Annotated in this window: 16 protein-coding genes; 11 read left to right on the top strand and 5 right to left on the bottom strand. The window is 70.9% G+C overall.

The annotated features are described in order from the left end of the window. The first annotated feature begins 4 nt into the window (after positions 1–4). The 11 genes from G472_RS0101995 to G472_RS0101945 all read left to right on the top strand — a co-directional run bounded on the left by G472_RS0101995 (position 5) and on the right by G472_RS0101945 (position 10,341). On the top strand, positions 5–1,132 hold the full coding sequence (locus tag G472_RS0101995) for an ABC transporter ATP-binding protein (protein WP_029007026.1): 1,128 nt from the start codon (positions 5–7) through the stop codon (positions 1,130–1,132). Beyond that, the gene (locus G472_RS30750) at positions 1,125–2,192 is read left to right on the top strand and encodes an ABC transporter ATP-binding protein (protein ID WP_051340170.1); all 1,068 of its coding nucleotides are present in this window, start codon (positions 1,125–1,127) and stop codon (positions 2,190–2,192) included. Before G472_RS0101995 ends, G472_RS30750 begins: the two co-directional genes overlap by 8 nt. Next, the gene (gene dhaL, locus G472_RS0101985; RefSeq protein ID WP_035690671.1) at positions 2,189–2,815 is read left to right on the top strand and encodes a dihydroxyacetone kinase subunit DhaL; all 627 of its coding nucleotides are present in this window, start codon (positions 2,189–2,191) and stop codon (positions 2,813–2,815) included. The genes G472_RS30750 and dhaL overlap by 4 nt, the downstream gene beginning before the upstream one ends. After that, the gene (dhaM, locus tag G472_RS0101980) at positions 2,812–3,204 is read left to right on the top strand and encodes a dihydroxyacetone kinase phosphoryl donor subunit DhaM (RefSeq protein WP_035690670.1); all 393 of its coding nucleotides are present in this window, start codon (positions 2,812–2,814) and stop codon (positions 3,202–3,204) included. The genes dhaL and dhaM overlap by 4 nt, the downstream gene beginning before the upstream one ends. 11 nt (positions 3,205–3,215) lie before the next feature. Beyond that, positions 3,216–3,500 carry an HPr family phosphocarrier protein gene (locus tag G472_RS0101975; RefSeq protein ID WP_029007023.1) on the top strand — a complete coding sequence of 95 codons (285 nt, stop codon included), beginning with the start codon at positions 3,216–3,218 and terminating at the stop codon, positions 3,498–3,500. Beyond that, entirely contained in the window at positions 3,490–5,109 is a 1,620-nt protein-coding gene (ptsP, locus tag G472_RS0101970; RefSeq protein ID WP_051340168.1) for a phosphoenolpyruvate--protein phosphotransferase, read from the top strand. The genes G472_RS0101975 and ptsP overlap by 11 nt, the downstream gene beginning before the upstream one ends. Next, positions 5,106–5,528: a hypothetical protein gene (locus G472_RS0101965; RefSeq protein ID WP_029007021.1), complete on the top strand. Its 423-nt coding sequence runs from the start codon at positions 5,106–5,108 to the stop codon at positions 5,526–5,528. Before ptsP ends, G472_RS0101965 begins: the two co-directional genes overlap by 4 nt. A 149-nt stretch (positions 5,529–5,677) precedes the next feature. Continuing rightward, the gene (gene dhaK, locus G472_RS0101960; protein WP_029007020.1) at positions 5,678–6,667 is read left to right on the top strand and encodes a dihydroxyacetone kinase subunit DhaK; all 990 of its coding nucleotides are present in this window, start codon (positions 5,678–5,680) and stop codon (positions 6,665–6,667) included. 91 nt (positions 6,668–6,758) lie between these two features. Next, positions 6,759–8,387, top strand: coding sequence for an AMP-binding protein (locus G472_RS30745; protein WP_051340166.1), 1,629 nt, complete (start codon positions 6,759–6,761; stop codon positions 8,385–8,387). A 92-nt stretch (positions 8,388–8,479) separates the two neighbouring features. Next, complete coding sequence (locus G472_RS0101950) at positions 8,480–8,893, top strand: response regulator (RefSeq protein ID WP_051340165.1); 414 nt, start codon at positions 8,480–8,482, stop codon at positions 8,891–8,893. Positions 8,894–8,928: 35 nt separating this feature from the next. Beyond that, positions 8,929–10,341 carry a PleD family two-component system response regulator gene (locus G472_RS0101945; RefSeq protein WP_029007018.1) on the top strand — a complete coding sequence of 471 codons (1,413 nt, stop codon included), beginning with the start codon at positions 8,929–8,931 and terminating at the stop codon, positions 10,339–10,341. 24 nt (positions 10,342–10,365) lie between these two features. Here the strand turns inward: G472_RS0101945 and G472_RS0101940 are convergent, their stop codons facing one another. The 5 genes from G472_RS0101940 to radA are packed head-to-tail and all read right to left on the bottom strand — an operon-like array spanning position 10,366 to position 15,196. Next, positions 10,366–11,076, bottom strand: coding sequence for an SDR family NAD(P)-dependent oxidoreductase (locus tag G472_RS0101940; protein WP_029007017.1), 711 nt, complete (start codon positions 11,074–11,076; stop codon positions 10,366–10,368). Between the two features lie 38 nt (positions 11,077–11,114). Next, positions 11,115–11,579: a hypothetical protein gene (locus G472_RS0101935; RefSeq protein WP_029007016.1), complete on the bottom strand. Its 465-nt coding sequence runs from the start codon at positions 11,577–11,579 to the stop codon at positions 11,115–11,117. A 17-nt stretch (positions 11,580–11,596) separates the two neighbouring features. After that, on the bottom strand, positions 11,597–13,063 hold the full coding sequence (gene purF, locus G472_RS0101930; protein WP_029007015.1) for an amidophosphoribosyltransferase: 1,467 nt from the start codon (positions 13,061–13,063) through the stop codon (positions 11,597–11,599). 35 nt (positions 13,064–13,098) lie between these two features. Further along, positions 13,099–13,782, bottom strand: a complete 684-nt coding sequence (locus G472_RS0101925) for a CvpA family protein (RefSeq protein WP_029007014.1) — start codon at positions 13,780–13,782, stop codon at positions 13,099–13,101. A 25-nt stretch (positions 13,783–13,807) separates the two neighbouring features. After that, entirely contained in the window at positions 13,808–15,196 is a 1,389-nt protein-coding gene (gene radA / locus G472_RS0101920; protein WP_029007013.1) for a DNA repair protein RadA, read from the bottom strand. Positions 15,197–15,344: the final 148 nt, after the last annotated feature.

Genomic DNA, 15,344 nt, shown 5'->3' with positions numbered 1-15,344 from the left:
CCCCATGGCCGAGATCCGGATCGAACACGTGCGCAAGGAGTTCGGCAGCTTCATCGCCGTGCAGGACTCCACCCTCACCATCGGGGACGGCACCTTCTTCGTCATGCTGGGCCCGTCGGGGTGCGGCAAGACCACGACCCTGCGGATGATCGCCGGGCTGGAACTGCCCACCTCGGGCCGCATCCTGCTGGACGGCGAGGACGTCACCATGCGCCGCGCCGCCGCCCGCGACATCGCCTTCGTCTTCCAGATGTACGCGCTGTATCCACACATGAACGTGCGCCGCAACATCGGCTTTCCCCTGGTGTGCCAGGGGGTCGGGCGTGCGGAGGTGCGGCGGCGGGTGGAGGAGACGGCGCGCCTGCTGCGCATCGACCACCTGCTGGACCGCCCGGTGTCGGGCCTGTCCGGCGGCGACCGCCAGCGCGTGGCGCTGGGCCGCGCCATCGTGCGCCGGCCCAAGGCGTTCCTGATGGACGAGCCGCTGGGCGCTCTGGACACCGAGTTCCGCCACCTCATGTGCGGGGAACTGCGGGACCTGCACGACCGGTTGGGCGCCACCACCGTCTATGTCACCCACGATCAGATGGAGGCCATGTCCATGGCCGACCGCATCGCCGTGATGAACCACGGCATCGTCGAACAGGTCGGGCCGCCGCAGGAGATCTACGACCGCCCCGCCACCATGTACGTGGCCGACTTCCTGGGATCGCCGCCCATGAACTTCCTGACCTTCGAGGGCGCGGTGCGCCGCGGTGACCGCCAGGTGCGGCCCGGCGGCGCCCTCGTTGCCGTCCCGGAACTGCACGAGGACCGACCGCCGGGGCCGCTCGCCCTAGGCGTCCGGCCGGAGCACATCCGCTTTGCCGACGACGCGCCGCTGCGCGGCCGGGTGCTCGGGGCGGAATACATGGGCACCACGCAGATCGTCACGGTGGAAACGGCGCACGGCACCGTCAAGGCGCGCATCCCGTCCGGCCGTGACGTGCGCACCGGAGAAACGGTCGGGCTGGCCCTGCGCCCCGACGGGCTCTCCCTGTTCGATGCGGCGACCGGCCGGGTGTTGCGCAGCGCGCTGCACGAACCCGACCATCCCGACACCCGCCGGGCGGCGGAGGTGCGTCATGGCTGAGGTGAGCCTGACCGGCGTGACCAAGCGCTTCGGCGGCGCCACGGCGCTGGACGACCTGTCGCTGACGGTTGGGGACGGGGAGCTGGTGGTGCTGCTGGGGCCGACCGGGGCCGGCAAGACGACGGCCCTGCGCGTCGTCGCCGGGCTGGAGCGGCCGGAGGCCGGAACGGTGTCCATCGGCGGCCGGCCGGTCACCGACGTGCCGCCGGCCGGGCGCGACGTCGCCTTCGTCTTCCAGCAGTTCTCGCTCTACCCGCACCTGACCGTCTACGACAACCTGGCGTTCCCCCTGCGCTCCCCCATGCGGCGGGAGCCGGAGGCGGCCATCCGCCTGCGGGTGGAACGCATCGCCGCCCTGCTGCGCATCGATCACAAGCTGGGCAACCGGGCCACCCGCCTGTCGGGGGGCGAGATGCAGCGTGTGGCCATCGGCCGCGCCCTGGTCCGCCGTCCCGCGGTCTACCTGATGGACGAGCCGCTGTCGGCCCTCGACGCCAAGCTGCGCTCCGAACTGCGGCTGGAGCTGAAGCGGATCAAGGACGAGATGGGCGCCACCATCCTGTACGTCACCCACGACCAGATCGAGGCGATGACCCTGGCCACCCGGATCGGTGTGCTCGACCGCGGCCGTCTCGTCCAGGTGGGCACGCCGCGGGAAGTGTACGAGCGGCCGTGCAGCGTCCACGTCGCGGCCCGGCTCGGCACGCCCGCCATCAACCTGATCCCGGCCGGCGTGCTCCCCGCTCCGGCGGCTCCGCCGGGCACGCACACCATCGGGGCCCGCACCGAGCATCTGCGCCTGGGCGCCGCCGGTCCCAACGGCCGGCCGGCGCTGATCCACCGGGTGGAACATCTGGGGGACCAGAGTCATCTGCATGTGGAGGTGGGGGGCCACACCCTGGTGGTTCTGGCCGACGCGCACGCGCCGCTGAAGGCCGGGGACCGGGTTGTGGTGGAACTGACCGATCCGGTCTGCTTCGATGCCGACGGCGTGCGCATCGACGTGCCGCCCGGCCCGGCGGCCGCGGCCGCCGCAATGATGGGGAGTATGCGTCCATGACGGTCGATCCGACGACCGACTCCGCGGTGCGGGAGCGCCTGATCCGCGCCATCGCCGAACGGATGATCGCCCACGCCGACGAACTGACCGCCCTCGACCAGGCGATCGGCGACGGCGACCACGGGCTGAACATGAAGCGGGGGTTCGAGGCGGTGCTGGCCGCCGCCCCCGACCTTGCCGCCCGGCCCCTGCCGGCCGCCCTGGCGGAGATCGGCAAGACGCTGGTCATGCGGGTGGGCGGCGCGTCCGGCCCGCTGTACGGAACGCTGTTCCTGACCCTGGGCAAAACCCTGCCGGAGCGGCCGTCGGGCGACGAGCTGATCGCCGCCCTGGCCGCGGCGGTAGACGCGGTCAAGGCGCGCGGCAAGTCCGACGCGGGGCAGAAGACGATGCTCGACGTGCTGGTGCCGGTCCTCGATGATCTGCGCCGCGGCGGCGACGGCGTGCCCGGCCGGCTGGCCGATGCCGCGCACGCGGCGGCGCAGGCCACGGTCCCCATGCGGGCGGTGCGCGGCCGTGCCTCCTTCCTGGGGGAGCGCAGCATCGGGCATATGGACCCCGGGGCGCGCTCGTCGGCCCTGATGATCGAAGCGGTGGTGACGTGTTTGGAGGAACGGGCGTGAACGCAAACGTGGGAATCGTCATCGTGTCGCATTCGCCCGACGTGGCGCGGGGCACCGCCGACATGGTCCGCCAGATGGTGGGCGACGAGGTGCCGCTGGCCTGGTGCGGCGGCAACCCCGACGGGGGGCTGGGGACCAGCGTTCCCGACATCATGGACGCCATCGGCCGGGCGTGGTCGGAGGCGGGCGTGGCGGTGCTGGTCGATCTGGGCGGGGCCGAGACCAACAGCGAAATGGCCATCGAGATGCTGGACGACGAACGGCGCGGCCGCGTCGTCCTGTGCAACGCCCCCATCGTGGAAGGGGCGGTCATGGCGGCGACCGAGGCGTCGGCGGGGTCCACCCTCGACGAGGTGCGGCGCACCGCCGAAGAACTGAAGCCGGCGTGAGGACGGACGCGATGAACGGTCAGGTGAACGGATCCATCCTGATGCGCCACGAGGTCGGGCTGCACGCCCGCCCCTCGGTGAAGCTGACCAAGCTGGCCAAGAGCTTCCGCAGCCGCATCGACCTGGGCCTGTCGCCCGACGGGCCGTGGATCGACGCCAAGAGCATCGTCAAGGTCATGGCGGCCAAGGCCCCCAGGAACACCGTGCTGCATTTCCGCGCCGAGGGCGAGGACGCCGGTGCCGCGGTGGAGGCTCTGGTCGGGCTGGTGGAACGGGATTTCGATGATGGCGACTGACGACGCCCGACCGGTGACGGTCCGCCGCGGCCGGCCCGCCGCCCCCGGCCTCGCCTCCGGCCCGCTGCGGCGGCTGGACGAGGGGGACGGCGCGACGTCCGCGCGCGACGCCGGCCCGCCGGAGCGCGAGGCGGCGGATCTGCGCGACGCCATGGCCGCCGCCGCCGCTGATCTGGCGGATCTCACCGCCGCCGCCGGCGATGACGCCGACGCCGAGGGCATGCTGGCTTTCCAGCTCGCCCTGCTGGAGGACGAGGCGCTGAGCGAGCCGGCCTTCGCGGCCATCGCCGCGGGGGCGCCCGCCGACGCGGCGTTCCGCGCCGCCCTGGACGCCCAGGTGGCGGATTACGCCGCGGCGGAGGATGCCTATTTCAGGGCCCGCGCCGCCGATCTGGCCGACCTGCGCGACCGCGTTCTGCGCCGCCTCGCCGGTGAGGCGGAGGAGGCGATCCCCGGCGACGCCATCCTCGTTGCACGCGACCTGCCGCCCTCGCGCTTCCTGGCGGTGGCGTGGGCCGGCGGCGGGCTGGCCCTCGGCCGCGGCAGCACCACCAGCCACGTGGCGATCCTGGCCCGCGCCCGCGGCGTACCCATGGTGGTGGGGGTGGACGCCGACGGTCTGGAGGACGGCCGGCCGGCCCTGCTGGACGGCGAGGCCGGGACCCTGGTGGTCGAGCCGGACCCCGCCGCCGCCGCTGCCTTCGCCGCCCGGCGGGCCGAGAGCGACGGGCGGCGAGCCCGGGAGGAGACCTTCCTGGCGCGCCCCGCGGTCACCGCCGACGGAGAGCGGGTGCGCGTGCTGATCAACATCGCCGGCCCGGAGGAATTGGCCGGGATTGATCCTGCCCACACCGACGGCGTCGGGCTGGTGCGCACCGAATTCCTGTTCGACGGCCGCCATCACCTGCCGGACGAGGAGGAGCAGCTTGCCGTATACCGCCGCATCCTCGACCTGGCGGGAGGGCGGCCGGTGACGGTCCGCACGCTGGACGCCGGCGGCGACAAGCCGGTCCCCGGTCTGACCCGGCCGGGGGAGAGCAACCCCTTTCTCGGCGTGCGCGGCGTGCGGCTGTCCCTGCGCCGGCCGGAGGTGTTCACGGTGCAGCTCCGCGCCCTGGCGCGCGCCGCCACGGCCGGCCCGCTCAAGGTCATGGTGCCCATGGTCAGCGTGCCGGAGGAGATGGAGCGCTGCCGGGCGCTGCTGGACGCCGCCGTGGCCGACCTCGCCGCCGCCGGGGTGCCGGCGGCCCGCCCGCCGCTGGGCATGATGGTGGAGGTGCCGGCGGCAGCCCTGGCGGTCGCCGCCTTCCCGGCGGACTTCTACTCGATCGGCAGCAACGACCTGATCCAGTACACCATGGCGGCCAGCCGCGACGAGCCGGAACTGGCCGACCTGGCCCGGCCGACGGCGGCCGTGATGGAACTGATCGCCCGGGTCGCCGTCCACGGCGCCGCGACGGGGCGGGAGGTCAGCCTGTGCGGCGACCTCGCCGGCGAGCGGGAGCACGTCGCGGATCTGCTGGCGGCGGGGCTGCGCACCCTGTCGGTGACCCCGACCGCGGTGGCCGCCGTCAAGGCCGCGGTCGCCGGCTGGAGCGCCCGACCATGAGCGAGGCTGCCATCGGCAGCGACGACGCGCAATCGCCGCTGGTCGCCTACAAGCGCATCCTGCAGCGGGTGCTGAACCTGCGGCCGTCGGGCACGCGGCAGCGGCTGGCCGAGGCGATCGGCAAGAACCGCAGCTTCGTGTCGCAGATGGCCAGCCCCGGCAACCCGACACCGGTGCCGGCCCAGCACCTGGAGCAGATCTTCGAGATCTGCCATTTCGCACCGGCGGACCGTGACTCGTTCCTGGCCGCCTACCGCCTGGCGCACCCGCGCCGGCTGCGCCTGCTGCACGAGCGGCACCGCACGCGCCGCATCAGCGTCGAGGTGCCGGACCTGGAGGATGCGGACCGCAACCGCAAACTGGACGCCATCGTGACCGAGTTCGCCGCCCGGGTGGCGCAGCTTCTGCACGACGACTGATACCGGCGGCATCTGAAGAATGCCGCCGGTATCACCCTCTCGATCAATGCCAAGGCATTGATCTGCCGGGTTTGACGGTCGGCAATTGATGGAAGTGATCAATTGCCGACCGTATGACGCACAACGAGAAGGATCGGGGAGGACGACACATGAAAAAGCTGATCAACGGCGTCGACACCGTGCTGGCCGAGAGTCTGGCCGGATTCTGTGCCGCCCACGCGGACATCGTCGTCGCCGACCCGGAGCACCGCTTCGTGCGCCGCGCCGCGCCGGTGCCCGGCAAGGTCGCGCTGATCTCCGGCGGCGGCTCCGGCCACGAGCCGCTGCACGCCGGCTTCGTCGGCCTCGGCATGCTCGACGCCGCCTGCCCCGGACAGGTCTTCACGTCGCCCACGCCCGACCAGATGCTGGCGGCGGCCGAGGCGGTGGAAAGCGGCGCCGGCGTGCTGTTCATCGTCAAGAACTACGAAGGCGACGTCATGAACTTCGACATGGCGCGCGAGATGCTGGACCGCCCCGTTGCCACCGTGCTCACCAACGACGACGTGGCGGTTGAAGCCTCGACCTTCTCCACCGGCCGGCGCGGCGTGGCCGGCACCATGATCGTCGAGAAGATCGTCGGCGCCGCCGCGGAGGAGGGCAGGGACCTGGACACCCTCCGGCTGCTGGGGGAACGGGTCAACGCCCGCACCCGCTCCATGGGGATCGCGCTGACCAGTTGCACCGTGCCGGCGGCCGGCAAGCCCACCTTCACCCTGGCCGAGGATGAGATGGAAATGGGTGTGGGCATCCACGGCGAGCCCGGCCGGCGCCGCGTGCCCCTGATGGGAGCCGACGCCATCGCCGCGGAGATGGTGGAGGCCGTGCTGGGCGATCTGGCCGACCAGGCTTCCGGCGACGCCCTGCTGCTGGTCAACGGCTTCGGCGGCACGCCGCTGATGGAGCTTTACCTGATGTACGACGCGGTCCGCCGCCGCTTGCAGGGCAGCGGCGTGACCATCGCACGGTCCCTGGTCGGCAACTATGTGACGTCGCTGGAGATGGCGGGCTGCTCGGTCACCCTCTCCATGCTCGATGGGGAGACCATGCGCCTGTGGGACGCCCCGGTGCACACCGCGGCGCTGCGCCGGGGCGTGTAAGCGGGCGAACCCCGGCCCTTCGGCCGGCTTGTCCGCCGCCGCGGCGCCCGATACCGTCTGCCCAAAACAGCGGCATACGGGGAGGACGCGCATGTACGTGCACCTGCGGGACGAGGCACGCTGGGCGCTGCCGGAGGTTCTGGAGTGGCAGGCAGGCGAACGGGGCGGGCAGCGCTTCGTCGCCATGGTCGATGGCGGCGGGCTGACCTATGCCGAGGCGGCGGCCGACGCCGCCCGGGTCGCCGCCTGGTTCGCCGCGCAGGGGGTGCGTCCGGGGGACCCCGTCGCGGTGATGCTGCCCAACGGCCTCGACTTCGTGCGCGTCTGGCTGGGGCTCGGCCGGCTGGGGGCGGTGATGGTGGCCCTCAACACCGACCTCCGGGGCGCCCTGCTGGAGCATCAGTTGGCCAACTGCGAGGCGCGCCTCGCCGTCACCACCGCCGCTGCGGCCCCCCGGTTCGATGCGGCTGCCGCGCGGCTGCCGCTTCCCGGGGCGTTGGTGGTGACCGACGGTGCGGCCGCTCCGGCGGGGGAGCGGCCACGCATACCCTTTGACGGGTGGCGGGATATGGAGCCATGGGGTGGCCCGCTGCCGAAGGCGGGGGACACCGCGTGCGTGATGTACACCTCCGGCACCACAGGGCCGTCGAAGGGGGTCGTGATGCCGCACGCCCACACGTTCCTGTTCGGGCTGGGCAGCATCGACCATTACGCGATGACTCCCGACGACGTGTTCTACGTGGTGCTGCCCATGTTCCACGCCAACGCGCTGTACATGCAGTTGGGTGCGACGCTGATCGCCGGCGCGTCGGCGGTGCTGCGCAAGCGGTTCAGCGCATCCGCCTGGCTCGACGACGTGCGGCGCACCGGGGCGACCGTGACCAACTCACTGGGGGCCGTCACCGCCTTCGTGGCCGCGCAGCCGCCGCGGCCGGAGGATCGCGACCATCGTCTGCGCGTCATCGGCTGCGCCCCCAACCCGGCGGCCCTGGAGGCGGTGCTGCGCGAGCGTTTCGCCATCCCCGACGTGATCGGCCTCTACGGCATGACGGAGGTGAACATTCCGCTCTACGGCGAGCGGGGCATACCGCGGCCGGGGACCTGCGGGCGCGTCTACGAGCGCTATTTCGCGGTGGAGATCCATGATCCCGACACCGACCTGCCGCTGCCGCCGGGCCGGGTCGGCGAGATCGTCGTTCGCCCGAAGGCGGCCCGCGGTTTCATGACCGGCTACCACCGCATGCCGGACAAGACCGTCGAAGCCTGGCAGAACCTGTGGTTCCGCACGGGCGATGCCGGCGTGATGGCGCCGGACGGCACCGTGACCTTCGTCGACCGCATCAAGGATTGCATCCGCCGGCGCGGCGAGAACGTCTCCTCCTACGAGATCGAGACGGTGATCGCCGGCATGGCCGGCGTCGAGGAGGTTGCCGCCTTCGCCGTTCCGTCCGGGCTTGCCGACGGAGAGGACGAGATCATGGTCGTGGTGGTTCCGGTGCCGGGAGCCACGGTCGAACCGGCGGCGGTCGTCGAATTCGCCCGCCGGGAGTTGCCGCGCTACGCCGTGCCGCGCTATGTGGAGGTGATGGATGCCCTGCCGAAGACGCACACGGCCAAAGTCCGGAAGACCGATCTGCGCAACCGGGGCGTAACACCGGCCACGCTGGATTCACGTCACATCGCGCCTTCGCCGGACACAGCCGGTGGCTGCGGTTGCTAACGACAATTTAACCGTCGCGCCCCCATAGAGAAAGGGTTATACGGACCCGTCGGTACTACCGGACACGGCAGCGACCAGCAAGGAGCACCCTGATGTCTTCGCAAGCGAACGGGGCCGGCGACACGCCGACGACGGGGACGCGGACCAAACGGGTGCTCATCGTGGAGGACAACGAGCTGAACATGAAGCTCTTCCACGATTTGCTGGAGGCGCACGGCTACGCCACGCTTCAGACCCGCGACGGCATCGAAGCCCTGAAGATGGCGCGGGAGCATCGACCCGACCTGATCCTCATGGACATCCAGTTGCCCGAGGTCTCCGGGCTTGAGGTCACCAAATGGCTGAAGGAGGATGAGGAGCTGAAGTCCATACCGGTCATCGCCGTCACCGCCTTCGCCATGAAGGGAGACGAGGAGAAGATCCGGGAAGGGGGGTGCGAGGATTACATCGCCAAGCCCATCTCGGTGACCAGGTTCCTCCAATCCGTTCAGAAGTTTCTGAGCTGAGACGGCTCGTCACGGGAATCGGATAAAGGTCTGCAATGTCCGCGCGCGTACTTGTCGTCGATGATGTGCTGCCGAATGTCAAGCTGCTTGCGGCAAAGCTGACGCGCGAGTATTTCGACGTCATCAGTGCGTACAACGGCCCGGAAGCACTGGAACTGGTCAAGCGGGAATCGCCCGACATCGTCCTCCTGGACGTCATGATGCCGGGAATGGATGGATTCGAGGTGTGCGAGCGCATCCGCTCCGACCCGGCGACCATGCACATTCCGGTGGTCATGGTCACGGCCCTGTCCGACGTGGCCGACCGCGTGCGCGGGCTGGAGGCCGGGGCTGACGATTTCCTGACCAAGCCGGTCAACGACATCGCCCTGTTCGCCCGGGTGCGCTCGCTGGTCCGCCTGAAGATGATGATGGACGAATGGCGCCTGCGGGAAACCACGTCCGGCCAGTTCGGCGTGCTGGCTCCGACCGGGACCCTGCAATCGGAACCGTCGGAAAAGGCGCGGGTCCTGGTGCTGGAGGATTCGGCGCTCGACCTGGACAAGATCGTCGAGGCCCTGCACCGCGACAGCGATCACGCGGTGGCCGCCGACACCTGCGCGCGGGCCCTGGAACGGGCGCTGAACGACGACTTCGATCTGGTCATCATCAGCCTGACCCTGCTGAACGAGGACGGGCTGCGCCTGTGTTCGCAGTTGCGTTCCCACGAACGGACCCGCCAGGTGCCGATCCTGCTGGCGGTTGACGAGGGCGACCTCAACCGCGTCGCCAAGGGGCTGGAGCTGGGGGCCAACGACTACGTCATCAAGCCGATCGACCGCAACGAACTGCTGGCGCGGGTGCGCACCCAGATCCGCCGCAAGCGCTATCAGGACCGGCTGCGCGCCAATTTCGAGCAGAGCCTGTCCATGGCCCTGACCGACAGCCTGACCGGTGTCTTCAACCGCCGTTACGTCAACGCCCACCTGCCGCGCCTGCTGGAGCGGGCGATCGACAATCACAAGCCGGTGTCGGTGCTGATGTTCGACATCGACCACTTCAAGGCGGTGAACGACACCTTCGGCCACGATGTCGGCGACGGCGTGCTGAAGGAGGTGGCGGACCGGTCCAGCCGCAATCTGCGGACCTTCGACCTGGTCGCCCGTCTCGGCGGTGAGGAATTCCTGGTGATCCTGCCCGACACCGACGGCGAAGCCGCCCTGGCGGTGGCCGAGCGTTTGCGTGGCCGCATCGGCGATGCGCCGTTCGCGATCTCCGCTCCGCCGGGGGCCATCGGCGTGACGGTGTCCATCGGCGTGGCGGTTGGCGGCCGGCTGGGCGACACGGCCGAAGGGCTGATCAAGCGCGCCGACGAGGCGCTGTACGAGGCCAAGCACCGCGGCCGCAACTGCGTGGTTGCGGACCCGCGCGCCGGCCTTCCGGAAACCCGGCTGACGCCGGCGCCCTGAGGGGTGCCGGCGCCGGCGCCCCGATCACTCCTGAACGCGCACCACCTCGCCGTGGCGGGTGCAGGCGGGATCGGCCAGATCCACGAACGCGTCGGTCACCGCTTCGGGCGGGGTCAGCCTGGACTGGTCCTCGCCGGGGAAGCCCTGGGCGCGCAGGCGGGTGGCCACCACGCCGGGGTCCACCAGATTGACCTTCAGCGGGGAGCGGGCAATCTCCATGGCGTAGGTGCGCACCATCATCTCCAGCGCTGCCTTGGAGGCCGCGTAGGCGCCCCAGTAAGGGTAGGGGGCGGTGGCTGCGCCGGACGTGACGAACACCGCCCGTCCCGCGTCGGAGGCGCGCAGCAGCCGGTCGAAGCTGCGGATCAGCCGGAAGTTGGCGGTGACGTTGACGTCGAAGATCCGCTGCCAGTGCTTGGGATCGTACTGGGCCACCGGCCCCAGCGCTTCCAGCACGCCGGCGTTGCCGACGATGATGTCCAGTCGCCGGAACCGGTCGAACACGGCCTGACCGAGCTGGTCGATCTGGTCGAACTTGCGCAGGTCGAGGGGAACCAGGGTGGCGCTCTGCCCGGTGGCGGTGCGGATCGCGTCGTCGGTTTCCTCCAGACCGCCGGAGGTCCGGGCGGTCAGGATGACGTGCGCGCCTTCGGCGGCGAACCGTTTGGCAACGGCGGCACCGATGCCGCGGGAGGCACCGGTGATGAGGGCGATGCGCCCGGCAAGACGGGACATGGACGTGGGAATCTCTCGGCGAAAGGGGCGAGGCCGCTTCAGCGGGCCGGCGCCGGCGGGGTGTAGGAGACGTCCAGGGTCGGCGCTGCGGGCACCGCAAGGGACGGCTCGATGAGGTAGGTGCGGGCGGCCCAGACGGCGCCCGACATGGCGGCCCCCCAGACCACGCCGAAACCGCAGCCGCTGCCCGCGGCCGCGGCCAGTTCGGTGGTGGCGAGGGGAACGCCGACGCCGCTGGCCATGGCGGGCACGGCGAAGGCCACGGTGAACAGGGTGCTCATGACGGCGCCGCGGGCGCACCAGCCGGCGGCGCGGTCGGTCATGGCCGGATCCGCGAGATCGGCGACGGGATCGGGCATCAGGTAGGCGGGGAGGGGGGAGAGGAGGTGGCCGACATCCCACGCCGTCGTCCGGTCCGACGCTGCCGCGGGGGCCGCTGCCACCGCCATGACCAGCAGCGATGCGGCGACAGCCGTGGCGCACCGGTTGATCCCCTCGGCCATCCCCCGTTCCTCCTTCGTCAGGCCCGCACGGCCGCGCGGCGCGGCAGTTCGGCGGTGTTGTGATTGGATTCCTGCGCGTCCCGGTCGGTCAGCGCGATCGGATAATCACCGGTGAAGCAGGCGTCGCAGTAGCGCAGCCGCTCAGGATCCCGCCGGTCCTCGCCCATGGCGCGGTACAGGCCGTCCAGCGAGATGAAGGCCAGGCTGTCGGCACCGATGAAGGCGCGCATCTCCTCCACCGACATGCGGTGGGCCAGCAGCTTGCTCTGCTCCGGCGTGTCGATGCCGTAGAAGCAGGCGTGCGATGTCGGCGGGCTGGAGATGCGCATGTGCACCTCCCGGGCGCCGGCCGAGCGCATCATCTCCACGATCTTCTTCGAGGTGGTGCCGCGCACGATGGAGTCGTCCACCAGCACGACCCGCTTGCCCTCGATCATCGCCCGGTTGGCGTTGTGCTTCAGCTTGACGCCCAGGTGGCGGATCTGGTCCGTCGGCTCGATGAAGGTGCGGCCGACATAGTGGTTGCGGATGATGCCCAGTTCGAACGGGGTGCCGCTCTGCGCCGCGAAGCCCAGCGCCGCGGGGACACCGCTGTCGGGCACGGGCACCACCAGGTCGGCCTCGACGCCGGCCTCGCGCGCCAGCTCGCGCCCGATGTTCTGGCGCGCCTCGTACACCGAGCTGCCGTCCATCACGCTGTCGGGACGGGCGAAATAGATGTATTCGAAGATGCAGAACCGCCGGTTGGTCGGCTGGAAGGGGCGCACGCTGTGGACGCCGCCGTCGTCCAGCACCACCATCTCGCCCGGCTCCACGTCGCGGACGTATTCGGCGCCGACGATGTCGAAGGCGCAGGTCTCGCTGGCCAGGAGGTGGGCGTCGCCCAGCCGGCCCAGCACCAGCGGCCGCACGCCCAGCGGGTCGCGCATGCCGATCACCGTGTCACCGGTCAGGGCGACGAGGGAGAAGGCGCCCTCGATCTGGCGCACCGCTTCGATCATCCGGTCGACCGCGGAGCCGCCGCGGGCCAGCGCCATGAGGTGGACGATCACCTCCGTGTCGCTGGTGGACTGGAACAGACAGCCCCGCCGCACGAGCTGGCGCTTGAGCGTCAGGGCGTTGGTCAGGTTGCCGTTGTGGGCCAGCGCGAAGCCGCCGAAGTCGAAATCGGCGTAGAGGGGCTGGACGTTGCGCATGGTGGCGCCACCGGTGGTGGCGTAGCGCACGTGGCCGATGGCCGACTGGCCCTTCAGCTTGCCGATCACCGCCTCGCTGGAGAAGTGGTCGCCCACCAAACCCAGCGTGTGCTCGACGAAACATTCCTTGCCGTCGCTGCTGACGATGCCGGCCGCCTCCTGGCCGCGGTGCTGCAGGGCGTGCAGCCCGAGCGCCGTGACCGCGGCAGCCTGGGCGTGACGGCGGATGCCGAACACGCCGCACTCCTCGCGCAGCTTGTCGTCATCGTAGGGATGCGTCGTCAGCATCGGAGAATGGTCCTCGTGTGGCACCGGGCGGGTCCTCAGCGGGTGTTCTGGATCAGTCGCTCGAGATCGCCGCGATCTCGATCCTTATAGCCGGTATCCGGGGGCGGCGCACCCGTCGTCTTGGTTTGTCCGGGCATCGGCGTGGAAAGGCGGTCCAGCGCTTCCTTTGCCTCGATCGCCTGACGGGCCCGTTCGCGCGCCAGGTCGGCCCGGCTGAGCCCCTCCGCACGCATGTGCTCCGGCACGAACTCATAGATCGCGCCGGCGCCGGTCGCCAGCAGCGGCCGGGTCTTGGCCTGCTGGAGCCAGGCCGGGTGTTCGGCGGGCGGCACCAGCCAGGCAAAGAACAGATAGGCGACCGACACCAGGATCGCACCCTTGAATAGGCCGAAGACGAACCCGAGGGAGCGGTCGAGGGCGGAAAGCTGCGAGTTCTGCACCCGCCGCGCCAGCCGGCCGGACAGGATGGTCAGGAGGGCCAGGGACAGGATGAACACGCCGGCGGCGGAGGCGGCGTAGGCCAGCATCTCGAACTGGATGTACTCGCGCGCCACCGGCAGGACGTGAGGCAGGGCGTACAGCGTGGCGAACGCCGCCCCGATCCAGGACGCCACCGACAGCACCTCGGCCACCATGCCGCGGGTGAAGGCCAGAATGGCGGACAGCAGCAGCACGGCGAAGACCGCGAGGTCCGCCGGGTTGATCGGAAAATTCTCCATCACGCCCTATCCTTGATACCGTCCCTTACCGTGACCGTGCCCGCCGGCCGTCGCCGTCACCCTCGAACAGGGGCATCAGCTCCCCCAGGTGGTGCAGCTCGACCGTGCGCAGCATGCCGTCCGCGCGCCCGCCGCTTCGTCTAGCCGGAATGAGCGCTCTTGAAAACCCCAGCTTTGCGGCTTCCTTGAGGCGGGGGTCCGCCTGGCTGACCGCCCGCACCTCGCCCGACAGGCCGATCTCGCCGAACACCACGGTGTCCGACGGTACTGGCTCCCCGGTCAGGGAGGACACCAGGGCGGCGGCGACCGCCAGATCCGCCGCCGGTTCGGTCACCCGCAGGCCGCCGGCCACGTTGAGATAAACGTCGTTGGCGCCGATCTGAACGCCGCAGCGCGCTTCCAGCACCGCCAGAACCATGGCCAGGCGCGCGGAGTCCCATCCCACCACGGCGCGGCGCGGCGTGCCGAGCGGGGAGGGGGCGACCAGGGCCTGGACCTCCACCAGGACGGGACGGGTGCCCTCCATCCCCGCGAAGACAGCCGCACCGGACACGTCGCCGCGCCGCTCCGCCAGGAACAGGGCGGAGGGGTTGGCGACTTCCGCCAGGCCGCCGTCGGTCATCTCGAAGACGCCGATCTCGTCGGTCGGCCCGAAGCGGTTCTTGACGGCGCGCAGGATGCGGAACTGATGCCCCCGCTCCCCCTCGAAGTAGAGGACGGTGTCCACCATGTGCTCCAGCACCCGCGGGCCGGCGATGGTGCCTTCCTTGGTGACGTGGCCCACCAGCAGCAGCACGACGCCGCGCCGCTTGGCCACGCGGATCAACTCCTGCGCCGAGGCGCGGACCTGAGCCACCGTGCCCGGCGCGCTGTCCAGGGTGTCCACATACATGGTCTGCACGGAATCGATGACCGCCACCTCCGGCCCGTCCGCGGCGTCCAGGGACGCGGCGATGTCGCGCACGTTGGTGGCCGAGGCCAGCGCCACCGGCGCCGACGCCACGCCCAGGCGGCGGGCGCGCAGGCGGACCTGGTCCACCGCCTCCTCCCCCGAGACGTAGGCGCAGCGATGCTCTTGCGCCAGGCACGCCATGGCCTGCAACAGCAGCGTCGATTTGCCGATGCCGGGATCGCCGCCGATCAGCACCGCCGATCCCGGCACCAGCCCGCCGCCGCACACCCGGTCCAGTTCGGCGATGCCGGTGGTGCGCCGCGGCGCCGGCTGCGCCGCGCCCGCCAGGCCGACGAAGTCGATGCGCCGCCCCTTGGCGGTGCCCAGCCCCTTCGGGGCGGCATCGGGGACCGCCTCCTCCACCAGGGTGTTCCACTCGCCGCAGGCATCGCAGCGCCCCGCCCATTTCGGGAAGGACGCGCCGCACGACTGGCAGACGAAACGGGAAGACGGTTTAGCCAATGCCGGACGCTATCTCTTCGGGGAACGGAACGGGTCGCGCGACGCTCATATAGCATGCCACCCCCCTGACTCCTATGGGTGACGGCCCTGCGCGGAAGGATAGGGCGAAAGCGGCTTGCCCGGACGTCGCGGATTGACCAAGGTGACG

Source organism: Azospirillum halopraeferens DSM 3675, assembly GCF_000429625.1.
Lineage (GTDB): Bacteria > Pseudomonadota > Alphaproteobacteria > Azospirillales > Azospirillaceae > Azospirillum > Azospirillum halopraeferens.
The sequence above is the reverse complement of the archived record's forward strand: the minus strand, read 5'-3'. Positions and strand labels throughout refer to the sequence as shown.